This is a genomic window from Hydrogenophaga sp. ANAO-22 (genome assembly GCF_042466645.1).
In the GTDB taxonomy this organism is placed as follows: Bacteria; Pseudomonadota; Gammaproteobacteria; order Burkholderiales; family Burkholderiaceae_C; genus Hydrogenophaga.
This window is the reverse complement of sequence record NZ_CP159956.1, coordinates 1,818,754-1,835,064: the sequence shown is the minus strand read 5'-3', so window position 1 is coordinate 1,835,064 and position 16,311 is coordinate 1,818,754. Positions and strand designations below refer to the sequence as shown.

Here is a 16,311-nt window from a genome sequence, read left to right as displayed (position 1 = left end):
TCAGAGGTGGTCGCCGCCTCGCGGGGGGAATTGCCGCTCCAGCCGGTCTTCCAGCTCGCCGACGCTCGCGCTCAGGCCGTTGCCTGTCTGCTCGATCACCTGAGTCAAGGCGACCTGGACCTGGTCCAGTTTCGCGCGCACCTGGTCCGACAGCGCCTGCTCGCGCGACACGCTGGCTTGTGATTCGGTCTGCAGGTACTGCCGCAGCTCGGTAAAGCGCGAAGCTTCGGCCTTGTCGGCCAGCAGGCGCTGGTCGGCCGCCTCGCGGGTGATGCGGCGCACCTCCATCAGGTGCAGCGTCTGGTAGTACACCAGCGCGGCCAGAAACACCACGAGCACCAGGGCCAGCATGCCCAGCAACACCAGGCCCATGGGCGCTTGCACCTGGGTGAAACCGAAATTGAGCGCGGTGGGTTGCAGGATCTGTTCGAAGTTCAGGGCCACGAAGCCCGCGATGAACAGGATGAAGAGGACCAGGAGCAGGGTGCGGAGTTTCATGGTGTTCCTTGTCATGGTTGGGCACGGGGCGGTGTGCCTCGGACCGGTGTCTGGACCATCCTAACGGCATTCCGGCCGCCAGGGGCGTCAAGCCCGGGCCCCATGGTAGATTCCTGCCATGAACTGGCTCGATGAAGTGAAGTGGGACGCGCAAGGCCTGGTGCCTGTGATCGCGCAGGAAGCCGCCTCGGGCGACGTGTTGATGTTCGCCTGGATGAACCGCGAGGCGCTGCAGAAGACGGCCGAACTGGGCCGTGCGGTCTATTACAGCCGCTCACGCGAACGGCTGTGGTTCAAGGGGGAGGAGTCGGGCCACGTGCAGACCGTGCACGACATCCGCATGGACTGCGACAACGACGTGGTGCTGCTCAAGGTCACGCAGCTGGGGCACGAACCCGGCATTGCCTGCCACACCGGCCGCCACAGCTGCTTCTTCCAGCGCTTCGAGGGCGGCCAGTGGCACGCCGTCGAGCCCGTGCTCAAAGACCCCGAATCGATCTACAAGTGAACCGACATGTCCACCACCGATGACCTGGCGCGCCTGGCCGCCGTGATCGAAAGCCGCAAACCGGCCAACGGGGGCGATCCCGAAAAAAGCTACGTGGCCCGCCTGTTGCACAAGGGGCCCGACACCTTCCTGAAAAAGATCGGCGAAGAGGCCACCGAGGCGGTGATGGCGGCCAAGGACGCCGACCATGGCGGCGACCCCCAGAAGCTGGTCAACGAAATCGCCGACCTTTGGTTCCACAGCATGATCGCGCTGGCGCACTACCACCTGAGCCCGGCCGACGTGGTGGCCGAACTGGTGCGCCGCGAGGGCCTGAGCGGCCTGGAGGAAAAGGCGATGCGCAAAGTGCTGCAGCGAGAGGCTGCAGCCGGTCCGGAAGCTGGCTGAAAGGAGCTTGTGATGAGCGACATCATTGACGTCAAGGCGGTCGACAGCGAGAAGGCCCAGTCTCTCAAGACGGTGGGCTGGGTCAGCTACCTCTTGCACCTGATCGTGGCCGTGGCGGCGGTGTTGCCCGGCGCGCAGGCCAGCCCGGTGTTGCTCATCATCGCTTTGATCGTCGACCTCGTGAAAAAAAGCGATGCCGAGGGCACCTGGCAAGCGAGCCATTTCTCCTGGCGCATCCGCACCGTGATCTGGGCCGCCGTGCTGTACCTGGTGACCCTGCCGCTGTGGCTGCTGTTCCTGGCGCCCGGCTGGATTGCCTGGTGCCTGATCTCCATCTGGTTCCTCTACCGCATCGTCAAGGGCATGGTGCGCATGAACGCCAGCCAGGCCATGCCCGACTAACACCTCCGATCCCATGAGCGCTCACGACCCGAATTGCATCTTTTGCAAGATCATTGCCGGCCAGATCCCGTCGAAAAAGGTCTACGAAGACGAAGACATTTACGTCTTTCACGACATCCACCCCTGGGCGCCGGTGCATTTCCTCATGGTGCCGAAGGCGCACATCCCCTCCATGGCCCAGTTGGGCCCTGAGCACGAGCGGCTGATGGGCCGCATCATGACCCTGGCCCCACGCCTGGCGCTGGAGCAGGGTTGCAATCCATACCCCGAAGGCGGATTTCGCATCGTGTGCAACAACGGTGGGGAAGGCGGGCAGGAGGTGCACCACCTTCACGTGCACGTGATGGGTGGTCCCCGGCCCTGGTTGCGTGGATAAGTGCCGTCCGGCGGGCCCTGGTATTGCGCCGCGAGGGCGGCTGAACTCCCACCGGGGCTTAGAATCCCACGCATAGCGGCTCTCGCTTCCCTATTTCCCTATCTGGAGTAACTCATGGGTTCGTTTTCCATCTGGCACTGGTTGATCGTGCTGCTGATCGTGGTGATGGTGTTCGGCACCAAGAAGCTCAAGAACATCGGGTCCGATCTGGGCGGTGCGGTCAAGGGCTTCAAGGACGGCATCAAGGAGGGCGGCCAGACTCCCGCCGACAACGCGGCGGCAGCCCCCGCAGGGCAGGTGACGCAGGACACCCGCACCGACAAGAACACGATCGACGTCGAAGCCAAGCACAAAAGCTGATGCTCCTGCTGCCCGCGGTGGGTTTGAATACCCTAGGCAGCACCGTTTCCGGGCGGACCTCCCGCCCAACATTGCCCGCAGGATGGCCGACACATGATTGATCTGGGCATTTCCAAGCTCGCCCTCATCGGGGCGGTGGCGTTGATCGTCATCGGCCCCGAAAAGCTGCCTCGCGTCGCCCGCACGGTGGGCGCCCTGCTGGGCAAGGCGCAGCGCTACGTGTCCGACGTCAAGGCCGAGGTCAGCCGCTCCATGGAGCTCGAAGAGCTCAAGAAGATGAAGGACTCGGTGACCGAGGCGGCGCGCGACGTGGAGGCCTCGGTGCAGAGCGGTGCCAACGATTTCGAGAGATCGTGGTCGGACGCGACCGCTGGCCTGGATGGCACGTCCACCACCTATGGTTCCAACGGCTCACTCGAAACCCCACCGGTTTACAAACACCCCAAGAAGAACTGGCGCCTGAAGCAGAAGGCGATGCCCCAGTGGTTCAAGGCCCGCACCGGCGTGCGCACCCGCACCCAGTCGGGTGCGGCCCGCGTGGCCCGGTTCCGGCCCCGCTCCTCTTCCGCTCCCCGTTGATGTCCGATCCCAAAGATTCCACCGACGAACTCGCCGGTTCCGAGCAGCCGTTTGTCCAGCACCTGATGGAGCTGCGCGACCGGCTTCTGTACGGCATCATCGGCTTGGCCATTTGCATGGCCCTGTTGGCCGTCTGGCCCGGCCCCAGCGGTCTGATCGACCTGATCGCGGTGCCGATCCGGGCCCACATGCCGCCCGACGCCAAGCTGATCGCCGTGGGCGTGTTCTCGCCCTTCTTCGTGCCGATCAAGGTGCTGGCCATGGCGGCGCTGCTGCTGTCCCTGCCCTGGTGGATGTACCAGGTGTGGGCCTTCGTGGCGCCCGGCCTGTACAGCCACGAGAAGCGCTTCGCCGTGCCCCTGATCGTGCTGGGCAGCTTGCTGGCTTACATCGGCATCGCGTTCGTGCAGTTCTTCGTGCTGGACAAGATGTTCGGCTTCATCCAGAAGTTCACGCCGGCGAGCGTGGCCGCCACGCCCGATATCGCCTCATACGTGGAGGCCATTCTGTCGCTGTACCTCGCCTTTGGCCTGGCTTTCCAGGTGCCCATCGTCGTGGTGCTGCTGGTCAAGATGAACATGGTGACGGTGCAGAAGCTCAAGGAGTTCCGGGGCTACTTCATCGTCGTGGCCTTCGTCATCGCGGCCGTCGTGACGCCGCCGGACGTGATCTCCCAGCTGGCGCTGGCCGTGCCCATGTGCCTGCTCTACGAGCTGGGCATCTGGGGCGCGCAGTGGTTCATCAAGGCGTCGGCCAAGACCGACGAAGAAGCCAAGGAAGAAGAAAAGCCGGCGGCTTGATCGATCCCGCGCTTCAGCGTGGGGTGGCCTGCTGACGCGGCAGGTTGCGCCGGCCCGGTGTGACCTCGATCTTCGTCTTGCCCTCGCGCCGCACCACATCGAGCGACGCGGGCGTGCCCGGCGACAGGTTGGCCACGGCCGACAGCAACTGCGCGACGTTGTTCACCGAGCGGCCGGCCACGGCGGTGATCACATCGCCTGGACGAATGCCGGCCTGGGCGGCGGGCCCGTTCTGCAGCACGCCGCTGATGATGACGCCCGTGCCCGGCTGCATGCCGAAGTTCTCGGCGAGTTCGGGGCTCAGGTCCTGGGGCTCCACGCCGATCCAGCCGCGCGTGACCTGTCCGTCCTTCACGATGGCTTCCATCACGCTGCGCGCGGTGGAGGTGGGGATGGCAAAGCCGATGCCCATCGAGCCGCCGGAGCGTGAGTAGATCGCGGTGTTGATGCCCATCAGCTGACCGCTCACGTCCACCAGTGCGCCGCCCGAATTGCCCGGGTTGATGGCGGCATCGGTCTGGATGAAGTTCTCGAAGGTGTTGATGCCCAGCTGGGTGCGGCCAAGCGCGCTGACGATGCCGCTGGTGACGGTCTGGCCCACGCCAAACGGGTTGCCGATGGCCAGCACCTGGTCGCCGATTTCCAGCGCATCGGAGTTGCCCAGGGTGATCACGGGCAAGTCGGTCAGGTTGATCTTCAGGATCGCCAGATCGGTTTCCGGGTCGGTGCCGATCACCTCCGCCACGGCCTTGCGGCCGTCGTTGAGGATGACCTCGATCTCGTCGGCTTCTTCGATGACGTGGTTGTTGGTGAGCACGTAGCCGGCAGGACTGACGATCACGCCCGATCCCAGGCCACTTTGCTGCTGCGAGGGGGCCTGGTCGCCAAAGAAAAACCGGAACCAGGGATCCGCGCTTTGCGGGTTGTGGGCTGGCGCCTTGCTGGTGTTGATGCTCACCACGGCCGGCGATGCGGTGCGGGCGGCGGCGCGAAAGCTCCCGGTGCCCTCGACCGTCGCTACCGGCGTGCCCGATGGGGCTTCGAACACGGGCACCACGGCGGTCTGGCGGCCCAGCCATTGGGGCTGCAAGGTGCCCACCACGAACAACGCCGCCACGAGCACAGTGACGGTTTGGGCGAACAGGAGCCAGAGTCGTTTCATGGGGATGTCGAGCGGGTTGAGAAGGGGCGCGGCCTCGGCCGCGTCCGCCGATATTGTCCCGCATATGGGCGTGAACGGTGACGGCTTCAAGACGCGGGCGACCCGGTCGATGGGGGAGGGGGTGTCAGAATGGAGGGCTACGCCTTGCCTCACGCCGACTGCCCATGCCCGATCCGCGCACCGATCACCCTGCCGTTCCCCGCGCCGCCCTGACCAATGCCCTGGACACGCTGTTGCAGCCAACCCAGTTCAAGGACTATGGGCCGAATGGGTTGCAGGTTGAGGGCCGGGCCGAGGTGCACAAGCTGGTGAGCGGGGTGACCGCCAGCCGGGCGCTGATCGAGGCCGCCGTGAAGGAGGGCGCCGATGCCATCCTGGTGCACCACGGCCTGTTCTGGCGCGGGCAGGACGGTCGCGTGACCGGCTGGATGAAGCAGCGTCTGGCGCTGCTGCTCGCGCACGACATCAATTTGCTGGCCTACCACCTGCCGCTGGATGCGCACCCCGAGCTGGGCAACAACGCGCAGCTTGCTCGCCAACTGGGGGTGGCCGTGTACGCCGACGCGCGCGGCCGCTTCGGCGAGCAGGCCCTGGGCTTCATGGGCGAGCGCCGCAGCGAGTCGGCCGCCGCGCTGGCCGATCATGTGGCCCGGTGTCTGGGCCGCGCAGTGACCTTGGTCGCCGAGCCCGATCGTCAGGTGCGCCATGTGGCGCTGTGCACGGGCGGCGCGCAGGGCTACTTCGAGGCGGCCATCGCGGCCGGTGCGGACGTGTTCATCACCGGCGAGATTTCCGAGCCGCAGGCGCACTATGCCCGCGAATGTGGCGTCGCCTACATCGCCTGCGGCCACCACGCGTCCGAGCGCTATGGCGCGCCTGCCGTCGGTGCCCATGTGGCCGCGCAGCTGGGGCTGGCGCACGTGTTCATCGACATCGACAACCCCGCCTGAGGCGCCACATGCCGCCGTTCCCACCCCCTCCGCTGATTCTGAGCATGGGCGATCCCGCGGGCATCGGGCCCGAGATCATCGCCAAGGCGTTTCGTGAACGGCCGGTGCTGCAGCGCCAGGTGGTGGTGGCCGGCGACGTGGCGACGATGCACCAGGCCTTGCGCGCCACGGCGGCGGAGCGGGGCTCGGCCGCCGAAGCGCTGATGCTGGCCGAAATCGAGGCGTTGTCGGACCTTGGCGCGGTGCCTCCGGGCTGCATGGCGGTGGTGCAGGCGTGTTCGCTGGCCCGACCGGTGCCCATGGGGCGCGTGAATGCCGAGGCCGGGCTGGCGGCAGCCGACTGCATTCGGTGGGCCGCACAGGCGACCCTGTCGGGACGAGCCCGAGCCCTGGTGACCGCGCCCATCCACAAGGAAGCGCTGGCGGCGGCCGGTGTCGACCACCCGGGTCACACCGAGTTGCTGCAGGCGCTCGCGGCGACGCACGCCGGCGTGCCGATCTCTGCGCTGCCGGTTCGCATGATGCTCAGCTGCCCCGGGTTGAGCACCGTGCTGGTGAGCATTCATGTGTCCTTGCAGCAGGCGCTGCAAGCCGTGACGCAGGCCCAGGTGCTGCAGACCATCCGCATCACCGACGCGCATTTCCGGCGAACCGGGCTGGCCGCGCCACGCATCGCGGTGGCCGGGCTGAACCCGCACGCTGGGGAGGGGGGATTGTTCGGTCGGGAAGAAATCGAGACCATTGCGCCGGCGGTGGCACAGGCGCAACAGGAAGGTATGCAGGCCAGCGGGCCGCACGCACCCGACACGGTGTTCATGCGCGCCCGCCAGGGGGCTTTTGACGTGGTGGTGGCGATGTACCACGACCAGGGACTCATTCCCGTCAAGCTGCTGGGTCTGGAGCACGGCGTGAACACCACGCTGGGCCTGCCTTTCGTGCGCACCAGCCCCGACCACGGCACGGCGTTCGACATCGCCGGCACCGGCCAGGCCAGTGCCACCAGCCTGCTGGCGGCCATCGACGCGGCCCTGACAGCCACGGGCGTCTGAGGCATGAAAAACGCCGCAGTCCCGTGAGGGGTGCGGCGTGGTCGGAAGCGGCTGACGCTTACTTGCGCAGGCTGTCGCGGATCTCGCGCAGCAGGGCGATGTCTTCGGGCGTTGCGGGCGGCTCGGCCGGGGCGGCGGGCGCTTCGCGCTTGAGGCGGTTGATCTGCTTGACCATGATGAAGATGATGAACGCCATGATGGTGAAGTTCAGCGCCACCGTGATGAAGTTGCCGTAGGCCAGGGTCGGCACGCCGGCCGCTTTCAGGCCGGCCAGCGTCGCGGGCGTGCCCTCGGGCACTTTGCCGAGCGCGAGGTACAGGTTGGTGAAATCCAGGCTGCCGAAGATGGCGCCCACAATGGGCATGATCACATCGTCGACCATGGAGGTGACGATCTTGCCGAAGGCCCCGCCGATGATCACGCCCACGGCGAGGTCGATCACGTTGCCCTTGACGGCAAATTCCTTGAACTCTTGCAACATGCCCATGAGGTCCTCCGGTTGGCGAGTGATTGAAATGGATGGCGGAAAGTCGAGAGGCATTCTCACACAGTCGTGCGTGGCGTCCGCTGGTATCGAGCCCTCCCGGGCAATAGCCAAGTCCCACACCCCGACAAGCGGTAAAGCCCCTTGACTGCTCCAGTACAATGCCGGGTTGTCCCTAGTGTCCCGTCTCGACCCCATTGAAAGATCCCCATGAGTGAAGCAACCGCCGGTGCGACTGTCGATCGCAGCCGCAGAACCTGGCTGATCACCTCCTGCGCCATGGGTGGTGCTGGTGCAGCCGCCGTCGCCGTTCCCTTCGTGAGCACCTTCCAGCCATCCGAACGGGCCAAGGCCGCGGGCGCCGCCGTGGAAGTGGACATCTCCGGCATCCAGCCGGGGGAAAAGATCGTTGTCGAATGGCGCGGCAAGCCGGTGTGGATCCTGCGCCGCACGCCCGAGCAGCTCGCCGCGCTCGAGGCCATCGAAGGGCAACTGGCCGATCCGAACTCGGACCGCACGGCCTACCCGACGCCGGCCTACGCCAAGAACCGCCACCGTTCCATCAAGCCCGAATTCCTCGTGACCGTGGGCATTTGCACCCACCTCGGTTGTTCCCCCGGCGACAAGCTCACCCCCGGCCCGCAGCCTTCGCTGCCGGACGACTGGAAGGGCGGCTTCCTGTGCGCCTGCCACGGCTCTACCTTCGACGTGGCCGGCCGCGTGTTCAAGAACAAGCCGGCGCCCGACAACCTGGAAGTGCCGCCGCACTACTACCTGTCCGACACCACCTTGCTGGTGGGTGAAGAGAAGCAGGCCTGAGCGGCACTGACAGACAACGGATCACAGAGGCATCCCCATGGCTGAATTCAAAGAAATTTCCCCCGACGCGCCGATCGGTCAGAAAGCGCTGAACTGGATCGACAACCGGTTCCCGGCATCCAAGCTGTACAAGGAACACCTCTCCGAGTACTACGCGCCCAAGAACTTCAACTTCTGGTACTTCTTCGGCTCGCTGGCCCTGCTGGTGCTCGTGATCCAGATCGTCACCGGCATCTTCCTGGTGATGCACTACAAGCCCGACGCCAACCTGGCTTTCGCGTCGGTCGAGTACATCATGCGCGATGTGCCCTGGGGCTGGCTGATCCGCTACATGCACTCCACCGGCGCCTCGGCGTTCTTCGTGGTGGTGTACCTGCACATGTTCCGCGGCCTCATCTACGGCAGCTACCGCAAGCCGCGCGAGCTGGTCTGGGTGTTCGGCTGCGCGATCTTCCTGTGCCTGATGGCCGAGGCTTTCATGGGCTACCTGCTGCCCTGGGGCCAGATGTCCTACTGGGGCGCCCAGGTGATCGTCAACCTGTTCTCCGCCATTCCCTTCGTCGGTCCCGACCTGGCGCTGCTGATCCGCGGCGACTTCGTGGTGGGCGACGCCACGCTGAACCGCTTCTTCAGCTTCCACGTGATCGCTGTGCCGTTGGTGCTGCTGGGTCTGGTGGTCGCTCACCTGATCGCCCTGCACGAAGTGGGCTCCAACAACCCCGACGGTGTGGAGATCAAGGCCACCAAGGACGCATCGGGCAAGCCGCTGGACGGCATCCCGTTCCACCCGTACTACACCGTGCACGACATCCTGGGCGTCTCGGTCTTCCTGATGGTGTTCTCGGCGATCATCTTCTTCGCCCCCGAGTTTGGCGGCTACTTCCTCGAGTACAACAACTTCATCCCGGCCGACCCGCTTGTGACGCCCCTGCACATCGCGCCGGTCTGGTACTTCACGCCGTTCTACTCGATGCTGCGTGCCATCACCACCGAAATGATGTACGCCCTGGTGGCCATCGTCGTCATCGCGGCGGTCCTGGGTGCGCTCAAGGCCAAGGTGTCCGGCGCGATCAAGGGTGGCATCGTGATCGCCGCACTGGTGCTGGTGGCGCTGATGCTGTCCATCGATGCCAAGTTCTGGGGCGTGGTCGCCATGGGCGGCGCCGTCATCATCCTGTTCTTCCTGCCCTGGCTTGATCACAGCCCGGTCAAGTCCATCCGCTACCGCCCGAACTGGAACATCTGGCTGTACACGGTGTTCGTGATCAACTTCCTGATCCTCGGTTATCTCGGGGTGCAACCGCCGTCGCCCATTGGCGAGCGGGTGTCCCAGTTGGGTACGCTGTTCTACTTCGGCTTCTTCCTGCTGATGCCCTGGTGGAGCCGCATCGGCGAATTCAAGCCGGTGCCCCAGCGCGTCACGTTCCAGCCCCACTGAACCCACAGAGCCAATCCGGAGAGTCAAGCAAATGAAAAAAATCCTCTTGGGCTTCATGCTGGCCCTGGGCTTGTCGGGCGCGGCGCTGGCCGCCGGTGGAAACTTCCCGCTGGACAAGGCGCCTCAGCGCACCAACGACATGGCCGCCCTGCAGAATGGCGCCAAACTGTTCGTCAACTACTGCCTGAGCTGCCACTCGGCGGCGTTCATGCGCTACAACCGCCTGCGCGACATCGGCCTGAACGACAAGCAGATCGCTGAGAACCTGACCTTCACGACCGACAAGATCGGTGACACGATGAAGGCCGCCATCGATCCGAAGCAGGCCAAGCAGTTCTTCGGCGTGAACCCGCCCGACCTCAGCCTGATCGCCCGTTCGCGCTCCAGCAGCGCGGGCACCGGTGCCGACTACGTCTACACCCTGCTGCGCACCTACTACCGCGACGACACCAAGCCGACCGGCTGGAACAACCTGGTGTTCCCGAACATCGGCATGCCCCACCCGCTGTGGGAGCTGCAAGGCGAGCGCCGTCCGGTGCACGAGAAGGTGATGAGCCACGGCCACGAGGTGGACCGCGTCAAAGGCTGGGAGCAGGTCAAACCCGGCACCCTGAGCGATGCGCGCTACGAAGAAAACGTTGGCGACCTGGTGGCCTATCTGCAGTGGATGGCCGAGCCTTCCCAGAACTCCCGCGTGCGCATCGGCGTGTGGGTGATGCTGTTCCTGGCGGCTTTCACCATCGTGGCCTGGCGCTTGAATGCGGCCTTCTGGAAAGACGTCAAATAATCCGATCCGGCTGGGGCGGTCTCATGGGAGGCCGGCCCGACCGTTCCACAGTGGTTTGCAATGCCCGACGGGCATGTTCGCAAGCCACTGTTTTTTGCTTTAAGGAGACTCCCACATGATGGTCTTGTATTCGGGCACCACCTGCCCTTACTCCCACCGCTGCCGTTTCGTGCTGTTTGAAAAAGGCATGGATTTCGAGATCCGGGACGTCGACCTGTACAACAAGCCTGAAGACATCAGCGTGATGAACCCGTATGGCCAAGTGCCTATCCTGGTCGAACGCGATCTCATCCTGTACGAATCGAACATCATCAACGAGTACATCGACGAACGCTTCCCGCATCCCCAGCTGATGCCCGGCGACCCGGTGGACCGCGCGCGCGTGCGCCTGTTCCTGCTGAACTTCGAGAAAGAGTTGTTCACGCACGTGTCCATGCTCGAATCGCGCAGCACCAAGGGCAACGAGAAAGCGCTGGAGAAGGCCCGTTCGCACATCCGCGATCGCCTGACCCAGCTCGCACCGGTGTTCCTGAAGAACAAGTTCATGCTGGGTGACAATTTCTCCATGCTGGACGTGGCCATCGCCCCCTGCTGTGGCGCCTGGATTTCTACGGCATCGAACTCAGCAAGAACGCCGCTCCCCTGCTCAAGTACGCCGAGCGCATCTTCTCGCGCCCGGCCTACATCGAGGCGCTCACGCCATCCGAAAAGGTGATGCGCAAATAAACGGCACGCGGTCCCGCAGGGGACCAGGCCAGAAACTTCATGAGCGCCTTCGAACCGGAAATCCCCTCCACGCGGCCGTACCTGATCCGTGCCCTGCACGAATGGTGTGCCGACAATGGGTTCTCGCCCTACATCGCCGTCCAGGTCGATGCGTCGGTGCGGGTGCCCATGGAGTTCGTGAAGAACGGTGAGATCGTGCTCAACGTGAGCATGGAAGCCACCAGCTCGCTCAAGCTGGGCAATGAATTCATCGAGTTCAAGGCCCGGTTCGGCGGGGTGGCGCGCGAGATCATTGTGCCGATCAGCCATGTGATCGCCATTTATGCGCGCGAGAACGGCCAAGGCATGGCCTTTCCAGCGCCGCCCGCGGCGGCCGTATCCTCCGGGCCCGCCGTGGACGCCGCTGTGGTGCCCGATGCACCTTCGGGCGTGGAAGAGGCCTCCGACGGTCCTGCCCGTGGTCCGCTGCGGTCCGTTCCCAGCGATGGCGCGCCCGCGTCGGGTGATCTGCCCGATCCACCGGCAGGCCCTGGTCGGCCGGGCGGCAGGCCCCAGCTCAAGCGCGTCAAGTAGAATTTTTCGTTCAACCCGCCGCTTTAGCTCAGTTGGTAGAGCAATCGCCTTGTAAGCGATAGGTCGTCTGTTCGAGTCAGACAAGCGGCACCAGGCACCGCCCGCGCAGGCTCAGGGCGCGCTCATCGTCCCGGCGTTTGGACTTTGATGCGGATTGCGTTAACCTGCGCACCCCTTTGGGTCAAAGCCAGTTGCAGCGAAGGCAGCAAATGGCGCAGTTTGGTCGATGCGGCGGAACTGGCAACCAGCAGGCACCACTCCTGATCTTGCAAGGGGCCGGCCAGCACATGCGGACGCAAGCTGGCGGGGATCAGGTGTTGCACCTGATCCAGGCACCAACGGGACTCCCGGATGCGCTCCTGCAGCGCGGCGAGCGTGGGCGCAGCTCCCACGGCCTGCTCCAGGCTGAGCATGGTGTTGTGGGATCGGGGGGCGGTAGACATGCGATGAAGGTGGCCTAGTTGAATCTGGGTGGCCTGGAAAGGTAGAGCAGTGCACATCATTATCACGGACGCCTGGCTGGCCAAGAGTCGCGCCATGCACCTCAGTGGACTCAAGCTCGTCGGTGTCGGCGTGCTCGCGTCGGTGCTGCTGATGCTGGGGGCGATCACCACGTACCACTGGGTGTTTCTGGAGGGGGTGCGCCAGGGCTGGCCCGGGTTTGCGCCGGTGGCGCGTCTGGTGCACCAGGACGAAGCGAATACCCAGAACGCCTACATGCGCGCCAACCTCGACGCCATGGCCCGCAAGCTGGGCGAAATGCAGGCGCGCATGGTGCAGATCGACTCGCTGGGTGAACGGGTCGCAGGCCTGGCGGGCCTGAGCCCGGCGGAGTTCAAGCCCAAGCCAGGTGCCGGCGGCGCGCTGGTGGGGGCCGTGACCTGAGCATGGACGAATTGATGGGTGCGCTGGAGCGGATCGACCAGACGAGCGGTTCGCGGGTGGACTGGTTGACGGTGGTGGAGTCGCGCCTGTTCGACCAGAAGATCCAGCGCACGATGGTGCCGACCGAGCAACCGGTGGCGGGCGTGCAGGTGGGGTCGCCGTTTGGCTTTCGCATCGACCCCATCACCGGGCGCTCCGCCCTGCACACGGGCCTGGATTTCCCGTCCGATCCGGGCACCCCCATCCTGGCCGCCGCGGGCGGGATGGTGGTGGTGCAGGAATACCACCCTGCCTACGGCAACATGGTGGAAGTGGACCATGGCAACGACCTCATCACCCGCTATGCCCACGCCTCGAAGGTGCTGGTCAAGAAGGGCGATATCGTGAAGCGGGGCCAGAAGATCGCGGAAGTGGGCTCCACGGGACGCTCCACCGGGCCGCATCTGCACTTCGAAGTCTGGGTCTCGGGCGTGCCCCAGGATCCGCAGCGTTTCCTGGCCGCGGGCGAAAACATGGCCGTGGCCAAGGCCACAGGGCCCGGCCCCCGCAGGCCCTGAGCGCGGGGCAGGTGCGGCGGGTAAAATGCGCGCTTTGCTCTTGAAAGCCCTGCGTCCGTCGGCACATCACGGGTAGTTTCCCGTCGTTTGCTCTCCCGGGTTCGCGAGAGCCCTCCTACCTCCAATTGCCTGCCCGGAATCCACAGGGTGTCCGGCGCAGGCCCGCACGTATGGCCACAAACTTCCTCACCAAAATCTTTGGTAGCCGCAATGACCGTCTTCTGAAGACCTATCGCAAGACGGTGGAGCGCATCAATGGACTGGAGTCGAAGTTCGAGCAGCTCAGCGACGACGAGCTGAAGGCTCAGACAGAGGCGTTCAAGCAACGCATCGCCCAGGGCGAAGCCTTGGAGGCCTTGTTGCCCGAGGCGTTTGCCGTGGTGCGCGAGGCCAGCAAGCGCGTCATGAAGATGCGCCACTTCGACGTGCAACTGATGGGGGGCCTGGCGCTGCACCACGGCAAGGTGGCCGAGATGCGCACCGGCGAAGGCAAGACGCTGACCGCCACGCTGCCGGTCTACCTCAACGCACTGACCGGCAAGGGTGTTCACGTCGTCACCGTCAACGACTACCTGGCCAGCCGCGATGCCCAGTGGATGGGCCGGCTGTACAACTTCCTCGGCCTGACCGTGGGCATCAACCTGCCTCAGGCGCCGCGCGAGGACAAGCAGGCCGCCTACCGCGCCGACATCACCTACGGCACCAACAACGAATACGGCTTCGACTACCTGCGCGACAACATGGTCTACGAGGCCGCCGACCGCGTGCAACGGGGCCTGAACTACGCGATCGTGGACGAGGTGGATTCCATCCTGATCGACGAGGCCCGCACACCCCTGATCATCAGTGGCCAGGCCGAAGACCAGACCCAGGTCTACCTGGCGATCAAGCAGCTGGTGCCCCACCTGGTGCGACAGGAGGGCGAGGCCGATCCGCGCACGGGCGAAGGGGTGATCAAACCCGGCGACTTCACCGTGGACGAGAAGGCACATTCCATTCACATGACCGAGCAGGGCCATGAGAATGCCGAGCGCCTGCTGAGTCAGGCCGGCCTGTTGCCCGAAGGGGCTTCGCTGTACGACCCCGCCAACATCGCGCTGCTGCACCACCTGGTGACCTCGCTGAAGGCGCACCACCTCTACCACCGCGATCAGCACTATGTGAACCAGAACGGCGAGATCGTCATCGTCGACGAGTTCACGGGCCGCCTGATGTCGGGCCGCCGCTGGAGCGACGGCCTGCACCAGGCCGTGGAAGCAAAGGAAGGCGTGGCCATCCAGCCGGAGAACCAGACGCTGGCGTCCATCACCTTCCAGAACTATTTCCGTCTCTACAGCAAACTCTCGGGCATGACCGGTACGGCCGACACCGAGGCCTACGAATTCCAGGAGATCTATGGCCTGGAGACGGTGGTGATCCCGCCCAACCGGCCGAGCAAGCGCAACGACCAGCTGGACCGGGTCTACAAGACCACCAAGGAAAAGTACGTCGCGGCGATCGAGGACATCCGCGAGTGCCACGAGCGCGGCCAGCCGGTGCTGGTGGGCACTTCGTCGATCGAGAACTCCGAGATCATCGCCAGCCTGCTGCAGGCCGAAAAGCTGCCGCACGAGGTGCTCAACGCCAAGCAGCACGCCCGTGAGGCCGACATCATCATCCAGGCCGGCCGGCCTGGCGCGATCACCATCGCCACCAACATGGCCGGTCGTGGTACCGACATCGTGCTCGGCGGCAACCTCGAGAAGATGGTCGATGCGGTGCAGAACGACGAGTCACTCGACGACGCGACCAAGGCGGCCCGCATCGAGACGATCCGCCAGCAATGGCAACAGGACCACGAGAAGGTCAAGGCGCTGGGCGGTCTGCGCATCATCGCGACCGAGCGCCACGAATCGCGCCGCATCGACAACCAGCTGCGCGGCCGTTCGGGCCGCCAGGGCGACCCTGGCTCCTCGCGTTTCTATCTGAGCCTGGACGACTCGCTCATGCGCATCTTCGCGGGCGACCGCGTGCGCGCGATCATGGACCGCCTGAAGATGCCCGAGGGCGAGGCGATCGAAGCCGGCATCGTCACACGCAGCATCGAGAGCGCGCAGCGCAAGGTCGAGGCGCGCAACTTCGACATCCGCAAGCAGCTGCTGGAGTACGACGACGTTTCCAACGACCAGCGCAAGGTGATCTACCAGCAGCGCAACGACATTCTGGACGCCACCTCGCTGCGCGCGCAGATCGACGCCTTGCGTGAAGGCTGCTTCACCGACCTGGTGCACCAGTATGTGCCCGAGGGCAGTGTGGAAGAGCAATGGGACCTGCCCACGCTCGAGCGTGTGCTGCGCGAGGAGTGGGCCGTGGAAGCGCCCGTGTCCAGCTGGGTGGCCGATGCGGAAGCCATCGATGTCGAGGAAATCGTCGAGCGCGTGCAGGCGGCGGCCAAGACGGTCTTCGAGGGCAAGGTAGCGCTGGTGGGCGAGGAGAACTTCACCCAGTTCGAGCGCGTCGTGCTCCTTCAGACCATCGACAGCCAATGGCGCGAACACCTCTCGGCGCTGGACTACCTGCGCCAGGGCATCCACCTGCGCGGCTATGCGCAGAAGCAGCCGAAACAGGAGTACAAGCGCGAGGCTTTCATGCTGTTCGGCCAACTGCTCGACAGCGTCAAGAACGACGTCACCCGCGTGCTCATGAACGTGCGCGTGCAATCGGCCGAACAGATGGCCGAGGCGGCCGAGCGGCTGGAAGAGCGCGCCGAGCAGATTGCCAACGTGACCTACACCGCCCCGACCGAAACGGGCGAGGCCGAGACCATCGCCGATGCGGCCATTGCCGCGGCCGCGCGCCCTGCGGGCGACGTGCCGCGCGTGGGGCGCAACGATCCCTGCCCCTGTGGCAGTGGCAAGAAATACAAACACTGCCACGGCAAGCTGGACTGACGGTGGCGTGAGGGCGGCCCCCCAGGGTGCCCGCCGTCGCG

General features: G+C 65.1%; 18 protein-coding genes, 1 tRNA gene and 2 pseudogenes. 17 read left to right on the top strand and 4 right to left on the bottom strand.

Annotated elements, in window-relative coordinates; translation table 11 throughout:
• Positions 1-498: a LapA family protein gene (locus ABSY19_RS08680; protein ID WP_382161397.1), complete on the bottom strand. Its 498-nt coding sequence runs from the start codon at positions 496-498 to the stop codon at positions 1-3.
• 109 nt (positions 499-607) lie between these two features.
• Between ABSY19_RS08680 and hisI the strand changes: the two genes are divergently transcribed.
• From hisI to tatC, 7 genes are all read left to right on the top strand, one after another.
• On the top strand, positions 608-1,006 hold the full coding sequence (gene hisI / locus ABSY19_RS08675; protein ID WP_382163743.1) for a phosphoribosyl-AMP cyclohydrolase: 399 nt from the start codon (positions 608-610) through the stop codon (positions 1,004-1,006).
• Between the two features lie 6 nt (positions 1,007-1,012).
• Positions 1,013-1,393, top strand: coding sequence for a phosphoribosyl-ATP diphosphatase (locus tag ABSY19_RS08670; protein ID WP_382161395.1), 381 nt, complete (start codon positions 1,013-1,015; stop codon positions 1,391-1,393).
• A gap of 12 nt (positions 1,394-1,405) precedes the next feature.
• Positions 1,406-1,795 carry a hypothetical protein gene (locus tag ABSY19_RS08665; RefSeq protein WP_291121402.1) on the top strand — a complete coding sequence of 130 codons (390 nt, stop codon included), beginning with the start codon at positions 1,406-1,408 and terminating at the stop codon, positions 1,793-1,795.
• 13 nt (positions 1,796-1,808) lie between these two features.
• Positions 1,809-2,171, top strand: coding sequence for a histidine triad nucleotide-binding protein (locus ABSY19_RS08660; RefSeq protein ID WP_382161392.1), 363 nt, complete (start codon positions 1,809-1,811; stop codon positions 2,169-2,171).
• Between the two features lie 114 nt (positions 2,172-2,285).
• The gene (tatA, locus tag ABSY19_RS08655) at positions 2,286-2,531 is read left to right on the top strand and encodes a Sec-independent protein translocase subunit TatA (RefSeq protein WP_291121406.1); all 246 of its coding nucleotides are present in this window, start codon (positions 2,286-2,288) and stop codon (positions 2,529-2,531) included.
• A gap of 93 nt (positions 2,532-2,624) precedes the next feature.
• Positions 2,625-3,110: a Sec-independent protein translocase protein TatB gene (gene tatB, locus ABSY19_RS08650; RefSeq protein WP_382161389.1), complete on the top strand. Its 486-nt coding sequence runs from the start codon at positions 2,625-2,627 to the stop codon at positions 3,108-3,110.
• On the top strand, positions 3,110-3,910 hold the full coding sequence (tatC, locus tag ABSY19_RS08645) for a twin-arginine translocase subunit TatC (RefSeq protein WP_382161387.1): 801 nt from the start codon (positions 3,110-3,112) through the stop codon (positions 3,908-3,910). The genes tatB and tatC overlap by 1 nt, the downstream gene beginning before the upstream one ends.
• 13 nt (positions 3,911-3,923) lie before the next feature.
• Here the strand turns inward: tatC and ABSY19_RS08640 are convergent, their stop codons facing one another.
• Entirely contained in the window at positions 3,924-5,072 is a 1,149-nt protein-coding gene (locus tag ABSY19_RS08640; protein ID WP_382161384.1) for a Do family serine endopeptidase, read from the bottom strand.
• 164 nt (positions 5,073-5,236) lie between these two features.
• Between ABSY19_RS08640 and ABSY19_RS08635 the strand changes: the two genes are divergently transcribed.
• The gene (locus ABSY19_RS08635; RefSeq protein ID WP_382161381.1) at positions 5,237-6,022 is read left to right on the top strand and encodes a Nif3-like dinuclear metal center hexameric protein; all 786 of its coding nucleotides are present in this window, start codon (positions 5,237-5,239) and stop codon (positions 6,020-6,022) included.
• Positions 6,023-6,066: 44 nt separating this feature from the next.
• Positions 6,067-7,071, top strand: a complete 1,005-nt coding sequence (gene pdxA, locus ABSY19_RS08630; RefSeq protein WP_382161379.1) for a 4-hydroxythreonine-4-phosphate dehydrogenase PdxA — start codon at positions 6,067-6,069, stop codon at positions 7,069-7,071.
• 58 nt (positions 7,072-7,129) lie between these two features.
• Here pdxA and mscL read toward each other — a convergent pair whose 3' ends face one another.
• A complete protein-coding gene (gene mscL, locus ABSY19_RS08625) occupies positions 7,130-7,558 on the bottom strand; it encodes a large conductance mechanosensitive channel protein MscL (RefSeq protein WP_382161377.1) in 429 nt (142 codons plus the stop codon).
• A gap of 207 nt (positions 7,559-7,765) precedes the next feature.
• Here mscL and petA point away from each other — a divergent pair, with 207 nt between their 5' ends.
• The 6 genes and pseudogenes from petA to ABSY19_RS08595 all read left to right on the top strand — a co-directional run bounded on the left by petA (position 7,766) and on the right by ABSY19_RS08595 (position 11,991).
• The gene (petA, locus tag ABSY19_RS08620; RefSeq protein WP_382161374.1) at positions 7,766-8,374 is read left to right on the top strand and encodes a ubiquinol-cytochrome c reductase iron-sulfur subunit; all 609 of its coding nucleotides are present in this window, start codon (positions 7,766-7,768) and stop codon (positions 8,372-8,374) included.
• A gap of 37 nt (positions 8,375-8,411) precedes the next feature.
• Positions 8,412-9,812 (top strand): cytochrome bc complex cytochrome b subunit, encoded by a 1,401-nt coding sequence (locus ABSY19_RS08615; protein ID WP_291121420.1) that lies wholly within the window; start codon positions 8,412-8,414, stop codon positions 9,810-9,812.
• A gap of 31 nt (positions 9,813-9,843) precedes the next feature.
• On the top strand, positions 9,844-10,599 hold the full coding sequence (locus ABSY19_RS08610) for a cytochrome c1 (protein WP_382161371.1): 756 nt from the start codon (positions 9,844-9,846) through the stop codon (positions 10,597-10,599).
• Positions 10,600-10,714: 115 nt separating this feature from the next.
• Positions 10,715-11,325: pseudogene (locus ABSY19_RS08605) on the top strand (glutathione S-transferase N-terminal domain-containing protein).
• Between the two features lie 39 nt (positions 11,326-11,364).
• The gene (locus ABSY19_RS08600) at positions 11,365-11,898 is read left to right on the top strand and encodes a ClpXP protease specificity-enhancing factor (RefSeq protein ID WP_382161369.1); all 534 of its coding nucleotides are present in this window, start codon (positions 11,365-11,367) and stop codon (positions 11,896-11,898) included.
• Positions 11,899-11,915: 17 nt separating this feature from the next.
• Positions 11,916-11,991: transfer RNA gene (locus ABSY19_RS08595), tRNA-Thr, on the top strand.
• A 29-nt stretch (positions 11,992-12,020) separates the two neighbouring features.
• Here ABSY19_RS08595 and ABSY19_RS08590 read toward each other — a convergent pair.
• Positions 12,021-12,311: a DciA family protein gene (locus ABSY19_RS08590; protein ID WP_291121429.1), complete on the bottom strand. Its 291-nt coding sequence runs from the start codon at positions 12,309-12,311 to the stop codon at positions 12,021-12,023.
• A gap of 79 nt (positions 12,312-12,390) precedes the next feature.
• On the opposite strand from ABSY19_RS08590, the pseudogene ABSY19_RS08585 reads away from it, so the two are divergent.
• Both ABSY19_RS08585 and secA read left to right on the top strand, forming a co-directional pair.
• A pseudogene (locus tag ABSY19_RS08585) lies at positions 12,391-13,340 on the top strand (M23 family metallopeptidase).
• 170 nt (positions 13,341-13,510) lie between these two features.
• Positions 13,511-16,270 carry a preprotein translocase subunit SecA gene (gene secA, locus ABSY19_RS08580; RefSeq protein ID WP_382161367.1) on the top strand — a complete coding sequence of 920 codons (2,760 nt, stop codon included), beginning with the start codon at positions 13,511-13,513 and terminating at the stop codon, positions 16,268-16,270.
• The last annotated feature ends 41 nt before the right edge of the window (positions 16,271-16,311 follow it).

Coding starts and splice junctions, on each gene's coding strand:
- ABSY19_RS08610 (WP_382161371.1), top strand. CDS start 9,844: ATGAAAAAAATCCTCTTGGGCTTCATGCTGGCCCTGGGCTTGTCGGGC.
- ABSY19_RS08615 (WP_291121420.1), top strand. CDS start 8,412: ATGGCTGAATTCAAAGAAATTTCCCCCGACGCGCCGATCGGTCAGAAA.
- ABSY19_RS08680 (WP_382161397.1), bottom strand. CDS start 498: ATGAAACTCCGCACCCTGCTCCTGGTCCTCTTCATCCTGTTCATCGCG.
- ABSY19_RS08670 (WP_382161395.1), top strand. CDS start 1,013: ATGTCCACCACCGATGACCTGGCGCGCCTGGCCGCCGTGATCGAAAGC.
- ABSY19_RS08635 (WP_382161381.1), top strand. CDS start 5,237: ATGCCCGATCCGCGCACCGATCACCCTGCCGTTCCCCGCGCCGCCCTG.
- petA (WP_382161374.1), top strand. CDS start 7,766: ATGAGTGAAGCAACCGCCGGTGCGACTGTCGATCGCAGCCGCAGAACC.
- tatA (WP_291121406.1), top strand. CDS start 2,286: ATGGGTTCGTTTTCCATCTGGCACTGGTTGATCGTGCTGCTGATCGTG.
- secA (WP_382161367.1), top strand. CDS start 13,511: ATGGCCACAAACTTCCTCACCAAAATCTTTGGTAGCCGCAATGACCGT.
- ABSY19_RS08665 (WP_291121402.1), top strand. CDS start 1,406: ATGAGCGACATCATTGACGTCAAGGCGGTCGACAGCGAGAAGGCCCAG.
- tatB (WP_382161389.1), top strand. CDS start 2,625: ATGATTGATCTGGGCATTTCCAAGCTCGCCCTCATCGGGGCGGTGGCG.
- ABSY19_RS08640 (WP_382161384.1), bottom strand. CDS start 5,072: ATGAAACGACTCTGGCTCCTGTTCGCCCAAACCGTCACTGTGCTCGTG.
- tatC (WP_382161387.1), top strand. CDS start 3,110: ATGTCCGATCCCAAAGATTCCACCGACGAACTCGCCGGTTCCGAGCAG.
- ABSY19_RS08590 (WP_291121429.1), bottom strand. CDS start 12,311: ATGCTCAGCCTGGAGCAGGCCGTGGGAGCTGCGCCCACGCTCGCCGCG.
- pdxA (WP_382161379.1), top strand. CDS start 6,067: ATGGGCGATCCCGCGGGCATCGGGCCCGAGATCATCGCCAAGGCGTTT.
- ABSY19_RS08600 (WP_382161369.1), top strand. CDS start 11,365: ATGAGCGCCTTCGAACCGGAAATCCCCTCCACGCGGCCGTACCTGATC.
- mscL (WP_382161377.1), bottom strand. CDS start 7,558: ATGGGCATGTTGCAAGAGTTCAAGGAATTTGCCGTCAAGGGCAACGTG.
- ABSY19_RS08660 (WP_382161392.1), top strand. CDS start 1,809: ATGAGCGCTCACGACCCGAATTGCATCTTTTGCAAGATCATTGCCGGC.